At 62.5% G+C, this 14,938-nt stretch carries 11 protein-coding genes and 1 pseudogene; 10 read left to right on the plus strand and 2 right to left on the minus strand.

From position 1 onward, the window contains the following. Positions 1 to 13: 13 nt before the first annotated feature. The 3 genes from E6B08_RS10830 to E6B08_RS10840 all read left to right on the plus strand — a co-directional run bounded on the left by E6B08_RS10830 (position 14) and on the right by E6B08_RS10840 (position 4,528). The gene (locus tag E6B08_RS10830; RefSeq protein WP_136913991.1) at positions 14 to 1,222 is read left to right on the plus strand and encodes an acyl-CoA dehydrogenase family protein; all 1,209 of its coding nucleotides are present in this window, start codon (positions 14 to 16) and stop codon (positions 1,220 to 1,222) included. 83 nt (positions 1,223 to 1,305) lie between these two features. Beyond that, positions 1,306 to 2,670: an MFS transporter gene (locus E6B08_RS10835; RefSeq protein WP_136917376.1), complete on the plus strand. Its 1,365-nt coding sequence runs from the start codon at positions 1,306 to 1,308 to the stop codon at positions 2,668 to 2,670. Between the two features lie 34 nt (positions 2,671 to 2,704). Beyond that, a complete protein-coding gene (locus E6B08_RS10840; protein WP_136913992.1) occupies positions 2,705 to 4,528 on the plus strand; it encodes an ABC transporter ATP-binding protein in 1,824 nt (607 codons plus the stop codon). 58 nt (positions 4,529 to 4,586) lie between these two features. Here the strand turns inward: E6B08_RS10840 and E6B08_RS10845 are convergent, their stop codons facing one another. Further along, positions 4,587 to 5,687: a sigma-54 interaction domain-containing protein gene (locus E6B08_RS10845; RefSeq protein ID WP_136913993.1), complete on the minus strand. Its 1,101-nt coding sequence runs from the start codon at positions 5,685 to 5,687 to the stop codon at positions 4,587 to 4,589. 600 nt (positions 5,688 to 6,287) lie between these two features. On the opposite strand from E6B08_RS10845, the gene E6B08_RS10850 reads away from it, so the two are divergent. Together E6B08_RS10850 and E6B08_RS10855 are read left to right on the plus strand one after the other, a co-directional pair. Further along, complete coding sequence (locus E6B08_RS10850) at positions 6,288 to 8,330, plus strand: TonB-dependent receptor family protein (protein WP_136913994.1); 2,043 nt, start codon at positions 6,288 to 6,290, stop codon at positions 8,328 to 8,330. Between the two features lie 71 nt (positions 8,331 to 8,401). Then, a complete protein-coding gene (locus E6B08_RS10855; protein ID WP_136913995.1) occupies positions 8,402 to 9,004 on the plus strand; it encodes a histidine phosphatase family protein in 603 nt (200 codons plus the stop codon). A gap of 12 nt (positions 9,005 to 9,016) precedes the next feature. Here E6B08_RS10855 and E6B08_RS10860 read toward each other — a convergent pair whose 3' ends face one another. Then, positions 9,017 to 9,985, minus strand: a complete 969-nt coding sequence (locus E6B08_RS10860; RefSeq protein WP_136913996.1) for a Bug family tripartite tricarboxylate transporter substrate binding protein — start codon at positions 9,983 to 9,985, stop codon at positions 9,017 to 9,019. Between the two features lie 113 nt (positions 9,986 to 10,098). Between E6B08_RS10860 and E6B08_RS10865 the strand changes: the two genes are divergently transcribed. From E6B08_RS10865 to E6B08_RS31105, 5 genes and pseudogenes are all read left to right on the plus strand, one after another. Further along, a complete protein-coding gene (locus E6B08_RS10865; protein WP_136913997.1) occupies positions 10,099 to 11,469 on the plus strand; it encodes an MmgE/PrpD family protein in 1,371 nt (456 codons plus the stop codon). A 7-nt stretch (positions 11,470 to 11,476) separates the two neighbouring features. Next, positions 11,477 to 12,796, plus strand: coding sequence for an LLM class flavin-dependent oxidoreductase (locus E6B08_RS10870; RefSeq protein WP_136913998.1), 1,320 nt, complete (start codon positions 11,477 to 11,479; stop codon positions 12,794 to 12,796). Further along, positions 12,793 to 13,254, plus strand: coding sequence for a tripartite tricarboxylate transporter TctB family protein (locus E6B08_RS10875; RefSeq protein ID WP_136913999.1), 462 nt, complete (start codon positions 12,793 to 12,795; stop codon positions 13,252 to 13,254). Before E6B08_RS10870 ends, E6B08_RS10875 begins: the two co-directional genes overlap by 4 nt. A 6-nt stretch (positions 13,255 to 13,260) precedes the next feature. Further along, a complete protein-coding gene (locus E6B08_RS10880; RefSeq protein ID WP_136914000.1) occupies positions 13,261 to 14,763 on the plus strand; it encodes a tripartite tricarboxylate transporter permease in 1,503 nt (500 codons plus the stop codon). A gap of 39 nt (positions 14,764 to 14,802) precedes the next feature. Continuing rightward, positions 14,803 to 14,936, plus strand: a pseudogene (locus tag E6B08_RS31105) (IS5/IS1182 family transposase); the annotation flags it as partial. Positions 14,937 to 14,938: the final 2 nt, after the last annotated feature.

The following is a 14,938-nucleotide window of genomic DNA, read 5'->3' on the forward strand; positions in this document are numbered from 1 at the left end:
ACAAGGAACTGTCATGAGTACGTTGTCTGCTGTAGCCCAACCCGCCGTCATCACCGTCGAAGAACTCAACGCCCGTGCCGATCGACTGTTGCCGCAGATTGCCGCTGGCGCCGCGCAACGGGAGCGCGAGCGGCAATTGCCGTTCGAGGCGGTGGCGCAGATCGCCGCCGCTGGGTTGTTCACCACGCGTATCCCTACGCGCTACGGTGGTGCAGGTGGTTCGGTCAAGGATGTGATCGCGCTGCTGATCCGCATCGCTTCGGCCGACTCCAACGTCGCCCAGGCGCTGCGCCCCGGTTTCGGTTTCGTCGAAGGCTTGCTGGCGTCCCGTGCCGAAGACGCCGAGGCCGAGCGTGAGCGTTGGTTCGCCCGTTATCTGGACGGCGCGGTGGTCGGCAATGCCGGCTGGGAAGTCGGCGGTGCGAACGGTTCGATCAGTGCCCGGATCGTGCGTGATGGCGACAACTATCGCGCCAGCGGCAGCAAGTACTACAGCACGGGCTCGCTGTATGCCGACTGGGTCAGCGCGGTGGCGTTGGACGAGAACGAGCAGCCGGTGTCGTTCATCTTGCCGCGTGACCGGCAAGGCCTGGAGCTGCTGGACGATTTCGATGCCATGGGCCAGCGCCTGACGGCCAGCGGCACCACCCATTTGCGCGATGTGCTTGTAAGGCCCGAGGAGATCCGGACACGCACCGTCGAGGAAGGCAAACGGACCATCGTCACGCCGTTCCTGCAACTGTTCCTCGCCTCGGTCGAAGCCGGAATCGCCCGCAATGCACTGAATGATGCGGTCGCTTTCGCCAACCAGCATGCAAGGCCGATCAAGCACAGCAGCGCCAGCCGTTCGGTGGACGATCCGTATGTCGAACTGAGCGTGGGCGATGTCTCGGCCCGGGCGTTTACCGCCGAGGCGGTGGTGCTGCGTGCGGCAGAGTCCATCGATCGGGCGTGGGCGTCGGATCTGGACCCGCAGGCAGTCGACCAGGCTGCGGTGGATGTGGCCCAGGCCCAGTACATCGCTGCCGAGTCCGCGTTGAAGGCTGCCGAACTGGTGTTCGATGTTGGCGGCGCCTCCACCACCGGCCGCAGTCATAACCTCGATCGCCACTGGCGCAACGCCCGTACCGTGGCCAACCACAACCCGCGCCAATGGAAGGCGGCGGCTGTGGGGGCCTGGCAGCTCAAGGGCACGCCGCCACCGACATCGGGGTTGTTCTGATCCGGGCCATGGGCATCAATCAGCGGCTTGAGGAACGGGCCGATAAACGTATAGCCAGCACCCACGACAGCTGGCGCATCCCGATGATCATCGGTTGCGCCCTGTTCATGGAGTTGATCGACGCCACTGCGGTGCTCACCGCCTTGCCACAGATGGCCGAGCAGTTCGTCGAACCCAGCGTGCGCATGAACCTGGTGGTGTCGCTGTACCTGCTGGCAGCGGCGCTGTTCGTGCCGGTCAGCGGCTGGGCGGCCGATCGCTTCGGTCCGCGGCGGGTGTTCGTCGCGGCCATCGTGTTGTTCACGCTGGCCTCGATGGCCTGCGCCGGCTCCAGTTCGCTGTTGCAACTGTCGCTGGCGCGCATGGTCCAGGGCGCGGCCGGGGCGATGATGGTGCCGGTGGGGCAGGTGATTCTGCTGCGCTGGTCGGCGCGCGAGCATCTGCTGCGGGCCATGTCGTACCTGACCATTCCGGCCTTGATCGGCCCGGTGCTCGGCCCGCCGCTGGGCGGCTTGCTGGTGACCTTGCTGTCCTGGCAGTGGATCTTCCTGATCAACTTGCCGATCGGTGTGCTGGGCATTTGGCTGGTGCTGCGGCATATCCCCGATTACCCCGGCGTGCGTAACCGTCCGCTGGACGTGCCAGGGTTGTTGCTCAGCGCCATGGGGCTGGCCGGCGTGGTGTTCGGTTGTGAAGCCTTCGGCCACGGCCTGCTATCCCGAGGATGGGCCGTGCTTGTGATCGGGGTTGGGTTGCTCGGCGCACTGGGCTATGTCTGGCATGCGCGACGGACAACGCACCCGCTGATCGACCTGCGTCTATTGCGCATCCCGACCTTTGGTATCGCCTTCTGGGGTGGGAACCTGATGCGTATCGGCAGCGCTGCGCAGCCGTTTCTGTTGGTGCTGCTGTTCCAGCTGTGCTTTGGCCTGAATCCGCTGCAGGCCGGTCTGCTGAGTTTCGTCGGTGGCGCGGGTGCGTTCGTGATGAAGCTGCTGGCCGTTCGTATCGTCAGCCGTTTCGGCTTCAAGCGCACGTTGATCGCCAATGCCCTGTTGACCGGGCTTTCCCTGGCCGCCACCGGCCTGTTCGATCTGTCGACCCCTTACTGGGTGATCGTCCTGGTGCTGTTCGCAAGTGGCGTGATTCGTTCGCTGCAGTTCAGCACCTTGGGCGCACTGACCTACGCCGACGTACCACCCGAACAATCGAGCGGGGCCAGCAGCCTGTCGGCGATGAGCATTCAGTTGACCATGAGCGTCTCGGTGGGCCTGGCAGCGGCGGTGCTCAACCTGATCATGGGCTGGCGCGGGCATGCCAGCGTGACCCAGGGCGACGTGGCCTGGGTCATGTGCCTGGCGGGGGGGCTGTGCATGGTCTCGGCGCTGGTCTACCGCAGGTTGTCGAAGGGCGCAGGCAGCGCGGTGTTCGCTGCGCGCGGTGGCTGATCTGTCTATTTCACATTCAGGAATCGTTACTGACATGAGTTCGTCCTTTTCGTCCTTTGCACCGCGTGACCGGCGGCTACGTAGCTGGAACGTCCAGCAACTGCCGGCGACACCCGGCAAGTTCGTGCGTTTTTTCATCAATAACTTCAAGGGGTGGTACCTCGCGATCCTGATATTGCAGATCGCCGCCGTGATCTGCGCCATCCTCGTGCCCTATGGCCTGGGGGTTATCACCCGCACGGTCAGCAACGGCCTGCAGGCCGAGCAGGCCTTCACCGTGTTGAAGTGGCCCCTGACCCTGTTCGGCCTGTTGTTGGTTTGCGAGGTGCTGTTCACCCGCGCCGCAGCCGGTTGCCATATCCACGTGCTGCCGCTGCAGCGGCGCACGGTGACCCATGTGGTCTATGCCTACCTGCAGCAGCACTCCCATCGTTTCATCAGCAATGAGTTCGCCGGCGCGCTGGCTCATCGCGTGTCGGAAGTCGCGCTGGGGGTGAACCAGACCCTGAGCATCCTGCTGTTCGACCTGATCCCGCTGCTGGTTACCCTGAGTCTGGCCACCGTGCTGCTGTGGACCGCCTCACCGCTGATGGCTGCGTTCATGGCCGGCTGGTCGGCGCTGTTCATCGCCGTGTGCTACCTGCTGGCGCGTCGTAGTCACCCGCTGGCGCAGCAGTATTCGGCGGCGCGCAGCACCAGCTCCGGCAAGGTGGTGGATGCGGTGTCGAACCTCGCCAACATCCGCCTGTTTGCCCGGCATGCCTTCGAGCACAGCTATCTGGGCAGCTTTCTCGACAAGGAAGTGGCGGCGGCCTACCGCTCGCTGGGCTACATGGAGAAGATCCGCTGGTTCCAGACCAGTTGCGGTGTGCTGCTCAAACTCGGGCTGCTGTTGCTGGCGCTCTACCTGTGGCGCACCCAGCGCATCGATATCGCCGGTTTCGTGATGTCCACCAGCCTGTCGCTACTGATCATCAGCGACGTCGGCAACCTGTCGCGGCGGTTTCTGGAGTTCTTCGAGGCCACCGGTAACATCGCCAACGGCGTACGTACCCTGATCCGCCCGCACGAAGTGATCGATCGCCCGGACGCCAAGGCCCTGAAGGTCCAGCACGGTGCCATCGAGTTTCGCGATGTCGGCTTCAGCTACGGCGGCGACAAGGCGATCTTCCAGCATCTGAACATCGTCATTCCGGCCGGGCAGAAGGTTGGCCTGGTCGGTACCTCCGGCTCGGGCAAGTCGACCTTGTTGAGCCTGCTGCTGCGCCTGTACGACGTGCAGAAGGGCGAGGTGCTGATCGATGGTGTGGATGTGCGCAGCGTCACCCAGCACTCGCTGCATCAACAGATCGGCCTGATTCCCCAGGAGCCGGGGCTGTTCCATCGCAGCATCCGCGAAAACATCCACTATGGCCGCCTGGATGCCTCGATGGAGGAGGTGGCCGAAGCGATCCATCGCGCCGGCGCGCGCGAGTTCATCGAGAGCATGGAGCAGGGATACGAATCCCTGGTGGGCGAGCGCGGTGTGAAGCTGTCCGGTGGTCAGCGCCAACGCATCGCGATTGCCCGGGTGTTGCTGAAGAATGCGCCGATCCTGGTAATGGACGAGGCCACCTCCAGCCTGGATTCGATCACCGAGCGCTACATCCAGGACAAGCTGGACGAAATCATGGAGGACAAGACCGTGCTGGTGGTGGCGCATCGTCTGTCCACCGTGGCTCACCTTGACCGCATCCTGGTGTTCAACAAGGGCCGGGTGGTAGAGGATGGCAGCCACGCGCAGTTGCTCAGCCAGGGCGGCTACTATGCGCGGTTGTGGAATCAGCAGTTCAGCGATGAACTGGGCGAAGCGGTCTGATTCCGCTCGCCGGCCGATGCCTTGAGCAGCTTGCACTGCTCAAGGTGGCAAGCGCCGCTCATATCGACAGCTGCAGTTCGCGCTTGTCGGAGGCAGGCGAGGCCGGGCGGCGCTTGTTGACCTTCAATTCGCCCAGGTTGATCAGCAGGGTGCGGGTGACGTTGCGGCTCAGGCCGAGCAATTCGGCCGTGTGCACCTGGTTGTAATCGCAAAGGCGGTAGGCAGCGCCGAGCAGCGTGCGCTCGACTTGCTCATGCAGGTTGTCCACCTGTTCCTCGAACAACCGGTGTATGGCGTGCTCCAGCAGATCCAGTGCCGACTGATCGCTGGGCAGCGGATCATCCTGGCGCTCGATGCGCAGATTGGACATGCGCAGGTCGTCGCTGTGAATCACGCCGTCCTTGCAGATCAGCAGGGTGTGGTGGATGACGTTTTCCAGCTCGCGGATATTGCCCGGCCACCCGTACTGAATCAGCTTGCGCTCAGCCTCCGGACTGAGTGAGATCTGGCCGTAGTTCAGGCGGCGGCTGTAGCTGTCCATGAAGTGCCGCACCAGCGGGATGATGTCGCCGGGCCGCTCGCGCAGCGGGCTCAGGTTCAGATTGACCACGTTCAGCCGGTAGAACAGGTCCTCGCGAAAGTGCCCGGCATTGATGGCTTTCTCCAGCTGCACGTTGGTGGCGGCCAGCAACCGGACGTTGATCGGGATGCTCTTGCGCGAGCCCAGCCTGACCACCTCGCGCTCCTGCAGCACGCGCAGCAACTTCACCTGGATCGACATTGGCAGATCGCCGATTTCGTCGAGGAACAGCGTGCCGCCGTTGGCCTCCTCGAACCAGCCGGCCTTGGCGCTGAAGGCGCCGGTGAACGCGCCTTTTTCGTGGCCGAACAGCTCGGCCTCCACCAGCGATTCGGAAAAGGCGCCGCAATTGACGGCCACGAAGGGCTGGTGCTTGCGTGCGCTGAGATGATGAATGTGGCGCGCAACCAGCTCCTTGCCCGTCCCGGTTTCGCCAATGATCAGCACACTGGCCTCGCTGGGCGCGACCTGCTTCACATGCTTGAGCAAGGCCTTGGATTTGGGGTCTTCGAAGACTTGTGCGGTGGCGCGGATCGAGGTGGCCAGGTCCGGTGAGGGGGGGAGCGTCAGCAACTGCATTGATTCCTCGCTATTCGACGAAGCAGAAAGACTGTTCGATAGGGATGGCTCGAAAGCGTGTAAGGGGTGTTCCAAGTTGTCCGATGTTGGAAGTTAAACACATCAATCAGGTGAGGTGAAAGTTGTACTGTCTGTTCTGGGTATTTGTCAAATTAGTGTTGGGCGGCTAACAATAAAAGTTATGAGCGCATGATGTCTGGCTATAAGCGGATGATGGCCCTGTCACAGCCGTGGCGCAGCGGGTTGGGCGGGCTCTGATATATCATCGACTGCTATGCATATAGCCGAAGTGTCCGGATTAGAGGCCTTGCGTGGCGTGTGGTTATTTTTTTCGGCGTGGTGGAAGTTGAAATGTTTGTCGTGAATCCAACAGTTCGACAACAAACTGTTTGTATGCCGCGTTTTTAAATTCAAGGTTGCCTTGTAAATAGCCGATTACGACGTGGCATGAACCCTGCTAAGTCTCTCGGGACAACGTTCTGGAAAGGACGAAAGAAGTTTTAATATTCGGGAGTAGGGGCATTGAAGTTGGAACGATTTTATAAGGGCGCTTGGCGTCGGGACTCGGTTGCCGCTGCCTCAAGCGTCGGTCTTTTGCTGATGGCGGTACATGGCGCCTCTTTCGCTGCCGAAGACGACACCTCGCAGGACCCCAGATTGGCAACCGTCACCGTGACCGGTGCCCAGGCCACCGAAGCGCAGAAAGCCCAGAAGCAACTGGCCAAGGTCCCGGGCAAGACCGCAGTCATCGATAACCGTGAAGTGGAACGAGGCCGAGCATCCAACGCCGAAGACGTGTTGGCGCTGCAACCGGGCGTATTTGCCCAAGCCACCAGCGGCTCGGGTGCCAACAAGATTTCCATCCGCGGTTCGGGGCTCAACTCCTTCTATCAAGGCTACGTGCTGGGTGTGAAGTTTCTCTTCGACGGTCTTCCGCTGACCGGGCCCGGGGGGACCCAGGAGGACATGCTGGACATGGCGGCGGTGGATCACACCGAAGTGCTCTACGGGGCCAACGCCTTCAACTACGCAGCGCTGTCGTTGGGTGGGGCGATCAACTTCGTCAGCAAGACCGGGCGTACGGATCCGGGCAATTACGCTCGTTTCGAAGGTGGCAGCTTCGGCTATCGCAAGCAGGTGCTGAGCACCGGCGGGGTGTCGGGCAACGCCGACTATTACGTCAGCGTGCAGCATAACGAGCGCGACGGCTATCAGCACAACACGCCCAACGAAGGGCAGGGGATCGTCGCCAACTTCGGCTATGTGTTCAGCCCCAAGCTCGAGACCCGTTTCTTCCTGCGTTACCGCGAAGAGACCCTGACCCAGGGCAACACCCTGACCAAATACCAACTCAAGCATGACCCGCGAAGCAACAACGTACCGTTCGGTCGCAAGAAGGACGGCTCGACGCTGCTGGGCAGCAAGACCACCTACACCTTCGACGACAACGCCAAACTTGAGGTCGGACTGGGCTACAACGACTATCCGCTGGACAACGGTTGGCGTTACTCGGCAACCCCCCAGGACTGGCGCTCCAAGGACATCAACCTGACTTTGCGCTACCTGCGTACCGGCGATACCTTCCTTGGCCTGCCCAGCGACAGCACGGTGACTTTCAGCACCACCCGCGCCTACCTTGCCGATGTGAAGTCGCATTCGCGCAGCACCGGGCTCAAGCAGCAGGAGACCGACTACACCGGCTCGCGCGACACCGTGTTCTCCCTTGGCAACGATCTGCAACTGACCGACAACCTGTGGCTGTCCAGCGGCTTGTCGTTCATCGAAATCAAGCGCAAGGCCGAGATCCAGTACACCACCGGCACCAACACCACGGACTTCCCCAGCGGGGTGAAATACGAGGAACATGACATCGCACCGCGCCTGGGCCTGCGCTACAAGCTGACTCCAGAGTTCGAACTGTTCGGCAACGTCAGCCGGTCCATCGATCCGCCCGTTACCTGGCAGCTGGGCAGCACCGGGACCCCGTACATCCGTGATGTGCGCCCACAAAAAGCCAATACCGTCGAGTTCGGTATCCGCGGTGGGCACGGCATCTTCGATGGCAGCCTGACCCTGTACCGCTCCTGGGTGCAGAAAGAACTGTTGTCGGTGGTGGTGCGCCAGGCCTCGGCGACCCAGGATCAACTGGTCGCCACGTCCAACGGCAGCCCGACCATTCACCAGGGCATCGAGGCGGGTCTGAATGCATTGCTCTGGGAGAACCCCAACGGCGATACCGTGAACCTGCGTCAGGCATACACGTATAACGACTTCCACTACCGTCACGACGCGACCTTTGGCGACAACGAATTGCCAAGTCTGCCGCGTGAGGTGTATCAGGCCGAGCTGGAGTACCGGCAGGCCAGTGGCTTCTATGCGCAACTCAATGCCCGTGCGGCGTCGAGTTACTACGTTGACTTCGCCAACAGTTGGAGCGCGCCTTCCTATACGCTCTGGGGCCTGAAGGTCGGCTACCAGGCGCCGAGCCAGAAATGGGAAGTGTTCGTCGACGCGCGCAACCTGACCAACGAGCGCTACGCCACTGCAGCGAACACGGCGTATGACGCCAAGGGCCAGGACTCGGCCAACTTCTATCCTGGCGATCCGTTCAACGTCACCACGGGCGTGGCGTTCCGCTTCTGAGTCGAAGGTGTGCCCGCCGCCAGGCGGGTGCCTTTGGAATCGTAATCAGGCAGGCGTGAAGGAAGGTCACTATGCGGTTGTATCTCGTGCGTCACGGCCAGACTTTGGCCAATCTGGAGCGTCGCTACCTAGGGTCGCTAGATCCCGAGTTAACGGAGGTTGGACGTGAGCAGGCCGTGGCATTGCGCATGGAGCTGCCAACGGAGATTGACTGCATCGTGGTGTCGCCCTTGAAGAGAGCTCGGCAGACGGCGGCGATCATAGGCTATCGCAACGACTTGCCCTTGCAGGTGGTCGATGCGTTTCGCGAGCGTAACGTTGGTGTTTTCGAAGGGCTTACCCAAGCAGAAGCTCAAGAGCGCTATCCCGAGCTCTGGCGGCAGAACATCACCCGTCATTGGGACATCGGCCCGCCGGGGGGCGAGCCGATAGTGGACGTCGTGCAACGTATCCATCAAGGCCTGATTGAAGTGATGGGCTCACCTAAGTCAAAGCACCTGCTGCTGGTTGCTCATGGCTTCGTCGCCAAGGTCGTACGTGCGCTGGTACTTCGCAATTTTTCGGATTTTTACGACTGGCAGCTCGGCAACGGACAGTGGCTGGTTCTAGAGGATGTCGAGCGAGTGCTCGACTATTCAGTACCGGCCCGCGATCCCTTGCCAAGATCGCAGTGAAGATTGTGGGTGTCAGTCCGCCTTGATATGCGCCTCGGCAATGATCTGCTTGCTCAGGTCATGGGTGCTTCGAATCAGCGCTGCGGTCTGCTCGGTGTCAAGACGCTGCGGCGCCATGCCCAGTGCTTTCAGTTCGTTGATGGTCGACGGCTCGGCAAGCACGTCGTCGAAGGCTTTGCGGATCGTCACCAGCAGCTCTGGCGGCGTACCTGCTGGGGCCATGGCCACGAACGAGCCGGAGAACTTCCATTGCGGGTAGGTTTCGGTCAGCGCCGGAACGCCTGGCAGGTCGGGCGCTTCATCGGTGCCGAAGAAGGCCAGCCCACGCAATTTGCCCGCCTGCACGAAGGTGTTGGCCAGCGGGTCGCTGACCAGGTCGATATGCCCGGCCGTGGCGTCGGTCAACGCCTGGGCGCTGCCTTTGTAGGGCACATGCACCAGGTCGATGCCCGCGAGCAGTTTCAGGTATTCGGTCGAGATGTGGCCCGGCGTGCCGTTGCCGGAGGTGCCGTAGGTGAGTTGCCCGGGGTGCGCTTTGGCATAGCTGATCAGCTGCGCAATGGAGTGGATCGGCAGCTTCGGATTGACCGCGATCACCGAGCGTGAGGCGGCCAGATGGGCGACCGGCGTCAGGTCCTTGAACGGATCGAATTGCACGGGCACCAGTTGCGGCGCGATCGCCAGGTTGCCGATGGATGCGTTCAGCAGGGTATAGCCATCCGCTGCCGCGTGCGCGACATAGGCCGCGCCCAGGGTGCCGGCCGCCCCCGGTTTGTTCTCCACCACCACCGGTTGTCCCAGTCGCTCGCCCAGGTGGCGGGCGATGATGCGCGCGATGTTGTCGTTGGTGCCACCGGGTGTGTAAGGCACGACATAGGTGATTGGCTTGTCCGGGTAGGGCTTGTCCGAGGACTGCGCCAGCGCGCTGCCTGCGGACAAGGAGATCAGGGCTGCAACGGCGATTTTTTTCAACAAGGGCATGGCGGGCTCACGTTCCGGGTAGACGTTTAAGATGATTTATATTTATGATGATTTCATCAATAGATAAAAAAAGCTTATAACGTTTTCGCCTATCTTTATACGCAGAGGCTCCCGTGTCCCACCCGCAGCCATACCTCCAACCACCCGCAACGTCGTCACTCACATTGGCCTGGGCCGAGCAACTGGCGGGCCTGGACCCCATTGGTGAACCCGCAGTCCTCGAAGCCGCGCGCACCGGCCTTACCGACTACCTGGCGTGCGCGCTCGGCGGCGCCAACGATCCTGGGATCGATGCGCTGTTGCAGGCGTGGTCGGCCGCGCCTGGGACCGCGACGGTGATCGGGCGTGACCTGGCCACTGAGCCGACCCTGGCGGCTTTGCTCAACGGCTACAGCGGCCACGCGTTGGATTACGACGACGTGCACCGCAGCGTGCGCGGTCATCCAAGCACCGTCCTGCTGCCCGCGTTGCTGGCGTTGGCCCAGAGCCGCGGGCTGGCCGGACGACAGTTGCTCGCGGCGTATGCGGTCGGGGTCGAAGCGATGGGGCGCCTGGGTCTGGCCATCGGCGGCGCGCACTACGAAGCGGGCTTCCATAACACCGCCACCCTTGGCACGGTGGCGGCCGCCGCTGCGTGCGCCTGGCTGCTTGGGTTGCCTGCGCAGTCGTTGGCAGTGGCGATCGGCTTGGCGGCTACACAGGCTGCGGGCTTGCGCGTGCAATTCGGCAGTGCGGCCAAGCCGCTGCACGCCGGACTCGCGGCACGCAATGGCCTGAGTAGCGCCTTGTTGGCCGAAGCGGGGCTGGGCGGGGCGATCGACAGCCTGGAGGGCAAGGGCGGCTTTCTCGACGTCTATGGTTACGGTCAGGCGGTTCCACAGCGCCTGCTGGCACGGGACGACACCTGGCAGATTCTCCAACCCGGATTGATTTTCAAGCGTTATGCATCCTGCGCAGCCACTCACCATGCCGCCGATGCTGTGTTGGCCTTGAGGCAACAGCAGGGCGCCGATGCCAGCGCTACCCAGCGCATCGTGGTGACCTTCCCGCCAGGCCTGACCACGCCACTCGCGCGTGAGTTGCCACGGGATCGTCAGGCCGGGCGCTTCAGCGTCGAGTACGTGGTGGCGCATGCGCTGTGGCATGGACACCTGAATGCCAGCGCATTCGAGGCGGGTGAAATCGACGCCGGCGTGGCGGATCTGATGGCCAGGGTGGTGGTGAAGGTGGATGCCCAGGCCGCATCGATTACCCAGCCGCCATTCGCCCGTTTCTCCGTGGTCGAGCTGTTCGATGCCAAGGGACTGCGTTCAAGTGCCCGTGCCGACGCGCCCCAGGCCGGTGACCCCCTCGAAAAACTGCGGGCCGCTGCCGCTACCGCCGAGCACGGTGACCGACTGCTCGGTGGCATCGCGTTGCTGGACGATGCTTCCTCTTTGCAGCGATTGCTCGACGCAGTCGCTCCTCTTGTCACGAACCGTTGAGATTGTCATGAGCCAAACCCTGCAACAGATGCGCCTGGGCCTGTTCATCCAGGCCGCCGGCCACCACGCCAGCGGCTGGCGCTATCCCGGCGCCCAGAGCGGCAGCGAAAATTTCAAGCTGATCAAGCAACTGACCCTGGCGGCCGAGCGGGCATGCCTGGACATGGTGTTCTTCGGCGACAAACTGGTCACCAGCGCCCAGGAGCATCCGTCGATGATCGTGCGCTTCGAGCCGCTGACCCTGCTCGGCTCGCTGGCCTCGATCACCGAGAAGATCGGCCTGGCCGCCACTGCATCGACGACCTACAGCGAGCCCTACACCGTGGCTCGCCAGTTCGGCACCGTCGACCACATCTCGGAAGGGCGTGCGGCGTGGAACGTGGTCACCACCGGTTACGACAGTGCGGCGAACTTCACCCGTGCCACCCACCCGAACCATGATCTGCGCTACGAGGTGGCCGAAGAGTTCGTGGACGTGGTGCGTGGACTGTGGGACAGCTTCGAAGATGACGCCTACGTGCGCGATGCCAGTCGCGGGGTGTATCTGGACAGCCATAAGATGCATCGCCTTGATCATCGCGGTCAGCACTTCAACATCGATGGCCCGCTCAATCTGTCGCGTAGCCCGCAGGGCCACCCGGTGCTGATCCAGGCCGGTTCCAGCGGGCCGGGCATGAGCCTGGCCGCTCGAATCGCCGAGGTGGTGTTCACCGCGCAGCAGGATATCGAAGGCGCGCAGCAGTTCTACCGCGATCTGAAGCAGCAGGTTATCGCCCATGGCCGCGACCCGCAGCACTGCCTGGTGATGCCGGGGATCATGCCGATCCTGGGGGCGACCTCTGCCGAGGCGCAGGCCCGTTTCGAACGGCTGCAGCAATGGACGGACCTGGACACGGCGCTGAAACTCGTGGGCGAACGCCTGGGGCAGGATCTGAGCGGTTTCGACCTGGACCAGCCACTGCCAGACCTGCCACTCCCGCAGAACATGAAAAGCCGCGCCAAGCTGCTGCTGGACATGAGCCACCGCGACGGCCTGACCTTGCGTCAGATCTGCAACCTGGTGGCCGGCGCACGCGGGCACAAGATATTGGTCGGCACCCCGGCACAGGTGGCCGACGAGATGATTGCCTGGTTTGAGACCGAAGCGGCCGATGGATTCAACCTGATGCCGTCGCATTTCCCGGAAGGGCTGGATCTGTTCATCGAGGGCGTGCTGCCGATCCTGCGTCAGCGCGGGCTGTTCCGTGAGGCATACAGCGGCAGCACCCTGCGCGAGCATCTGGGCCTGCCGCGCCCCGCCCATCGACGCTGGGGATCCGAGCGATGAGTGCTCCGCGTCAGCAGGTCGATTTCAGCGTCGGTCTGCTCTATTCGTTGCTCGGCCTGGGGTTCGCCTGGGGAGCCTACGGCTACGGACTGGGTACGCCTGCGCGAATGGGGGCGGGGTTCTTTCCGTTCTGGTTGGGCATCGGCTTGGGCGGGTTGGGGGCAGGGGCCATGTTCCGAGCGTGGTCTCGCCAACTGCCGAGGCAACGCCTGGAGCGCTGGGCGTGGAAACCGTTGGGCTGGGTGCTCGGAGGGTTGGCACTGTTCGCCGTGCTGTTGCCGTGGGCGGGCTTGTTGATCGCCACCGCCCTGCTGGTATCGGTCAGCAGCCGCGCCAGCGCACAGTTCACCTGGCGGGCAAGCCTGGTGAGCGCTGGCGTGGTCAGCGTGTTCTGCGCCTTGGTGTTCGTCGTTGGCCTGGGCTTGCCCATGCCGCTGTGGCCTCTTTTTCTAGGTTAATGCCCCATGGAACTACTCAATCATCTGGCGGTGGGTTTTTCCACCGCCTTGACCCTGCAAAACCTGGTGTACGCGTTCACCGGTTGCTTACTGGGTACACTGATCGGCGTACTGCCCGGCCTGGGGCCAGTGGCGACCATCGCCATGCTGCTACCGGCCACCTACGCCCTGGAACCGACCAGTGCGCTGATCATGCTCGCCGGCATCTACTATGGCGCCCAGTATGGCGGTTCGACCACGGCGATTCTGGTCAATCTGCCGGGGGAATCGTCGTCGGTGGTCACCACGCTCGATGGTTATCAAATGGCACGCAAGGGCAAGGCCGGTCTGGCCTTGGCCACGGCTGCGCTGGGGTCGTTTTTCGCCGGCACCGTCGGCACGCTGTTGCTGGCCGCCTTCGCCGGGCCGCTGACCGACCTTGCCATGGACTTCGGCCCCGCCGATTACTTTTCGCTGATGGTATTTGGCCTGGTCGGCGCGGTGGTGCTGGCTACCGGCTCGATCTATCAGGCCATCGGCATGATCCTGGTCGGCCTGTTGCTGGGCATGGTCGGTACCGATGTGAATTCGGGCATCGCGCGGTTCACCTTCGGGCAGCTTGAGTTGGTGGATGGCCTGAACTTCGTTTGTCTGGCCATGGGCCTGTTCGGCGTCGCCGAGATCGTGCGTAACCTTGAGGACGATGAGGTACGTCACGCCGTGACCCAGGGGCTGGATCAGCTCTGGCCGCGCAAGGAAGACTTCAAGCGTATGGCGGCACCGATCCTGCGCGGCACGGCGCTGGGTTCTTTCCTTGGCATTCTTCCAGGTGGCGGCGCGGCGTTGGCTTCGTTCTCGTCCTATGCCCTGGAAAAGAAAGTCTCGCGCACGCCGCAGGCTTTCGGCCACGGGGCGCTGGAAGGCGTGGCGGGGCCAGAGTCGGCGAACAACGCCGCAGCCCAGACCTCGTTCGTACCGCTGCTGACGTTGGGCATACCTTCCAACGCGGTGATGGCGATGATGATTGGCGCGATGCTGATTCACAACATTCAGCCAGGACCCATGGTGATCAGTCAGAATCCCGAGCTGTTCTGGGGGTTGATCGTCTCGATGTGGATCGGCAACTTGATGCTGCTGGCCTTGAACCTGCCGATGCTCGGGTTGTGGGTGAAGTTGCTCAAGGTGCCGTATCGCCTGATGTTTCCTGCGATTCTGGTGTTTTGCGCGATTGGGGTGTTTTCGGTGCAGAACTCGATCTTCGATCTGTGGCACATGCTGGTCTTCGGTGTGGCGGGTTATCTGCTGGCCAAGCTGAAGTTGGGGCCGGCGCCATTGTTGCTGGGTTTTGTGCTTGGGCCGTTGATGGAAGAGAACCTGCGGCGTGCGTTGCTGATTTCTCGGGGGGATTTTGCCGTGTTCGTGGAGCGGCCGATTTCGTTGGGGTTGTTGGTGGCCACGTTGGGGTTGGTGGTTTTGATGGTGTTGCCGGCGTTGCGGCGTAATCGGGAGGTGGCGTTTGAGGGGGAGTGATAGGCGGTCGTGCTGCTTACTAGGTCAGCACTCCGTCGAATCGAACGCATGTTGGGCTGGCTGAATAAAATTGCCGGATCTTGAGGCTCCTCGACAAGCTTGCGAAAAGCTATGCCGCCAAGGGCTCACTGGCTTGTTCCATGAGATGTTTGCGACATTGCTTTTCGTACTGAGC

Source organism: Pseudomonas putida, from assembly GCF_005080685.1.
GTDB lineage: Bacteria > Pseudomonadota > Gammaproteobacteria > Pseudomonadales > Pseudomonadaceae > Aquipseudomonas > Aquipseudomonas putida_V.

Excerpts from the sequence above, each read along its gene's own strand:
- E6B08_RS10845 (WP_136913993.1), bottom strand. The coding sequence starts at position 5,687 with ATGCAGTTGCTGACGCTCCCCCCCTCACCGGACCTGGCCACCTCGATC.
- E6B08_RS10855 (WP_136913995.1), top strand. The coding sequence starts at position 8,402 with ATGCGGTTGTATCTCGTGCGTCACGGCCAGACTTTGGCCAATCTGGAG.
- E6B08_RS10880 (WP_136914000.1), top strand. The coding sequence starts at position 13,261 with ATGGAACTACTCAATCATCTGGCGGTGGGTTTTTCCACCGCCTTGACC.
- E6B08_RS10850 (WP_136913994.1), top strand. The coding sequence starts at position 6,288 with ATGGCGGTACATGGCGCCTCTTTCGCTGCCGAAGACGACACCTCGCAG.
- E6B08_RS10870 (WP_136913998.1), top strand. The coding sequence starts at position 11,477 with ATGAGCCAAACCCTGCAACAGATGCGCCTGGGCCTGTTCATCCAGGCC.
- E6B08_RS10875 (WP_136913999.1), top strand. The coding sequence starts at position 12,793 with ATGAGTGCTCCGCGTCAGCAGGTCGATTTCAGCGTCGGTCTGCTCTAT.
- E6B08_RS10840 (WP_136913992.1), top strand. The coding sequence starts at position 2,705 with ATGAGTTCGTCCTTTTCGTCCTTTGCACCGCGTGACCGGCGGCTACGT.
- E6B08_RS10830 (WP_136913991.1), top strand. The coding sequence starts at position 14 with ATGAGTACGTTGTCTGCTGTAGCCCAACCCGCCGTCATCACCGTCGAA.
- E6B08_RS10860 (WP_136913996.1), bottom strand. The coding sequence starts at position 9,985 with ATGCCCTTGTTGAAAAAAATCGCCGTTGCAGCCCTGATCTCCTTGTCC.
- E6B08_RS10835 (WP_136917376.1), top strand. The coding sequence starts at position 1,306 with ATGATCATCGGTTGCGCCCTGTTCATGGAGTTGATCGACGCCACTGCG.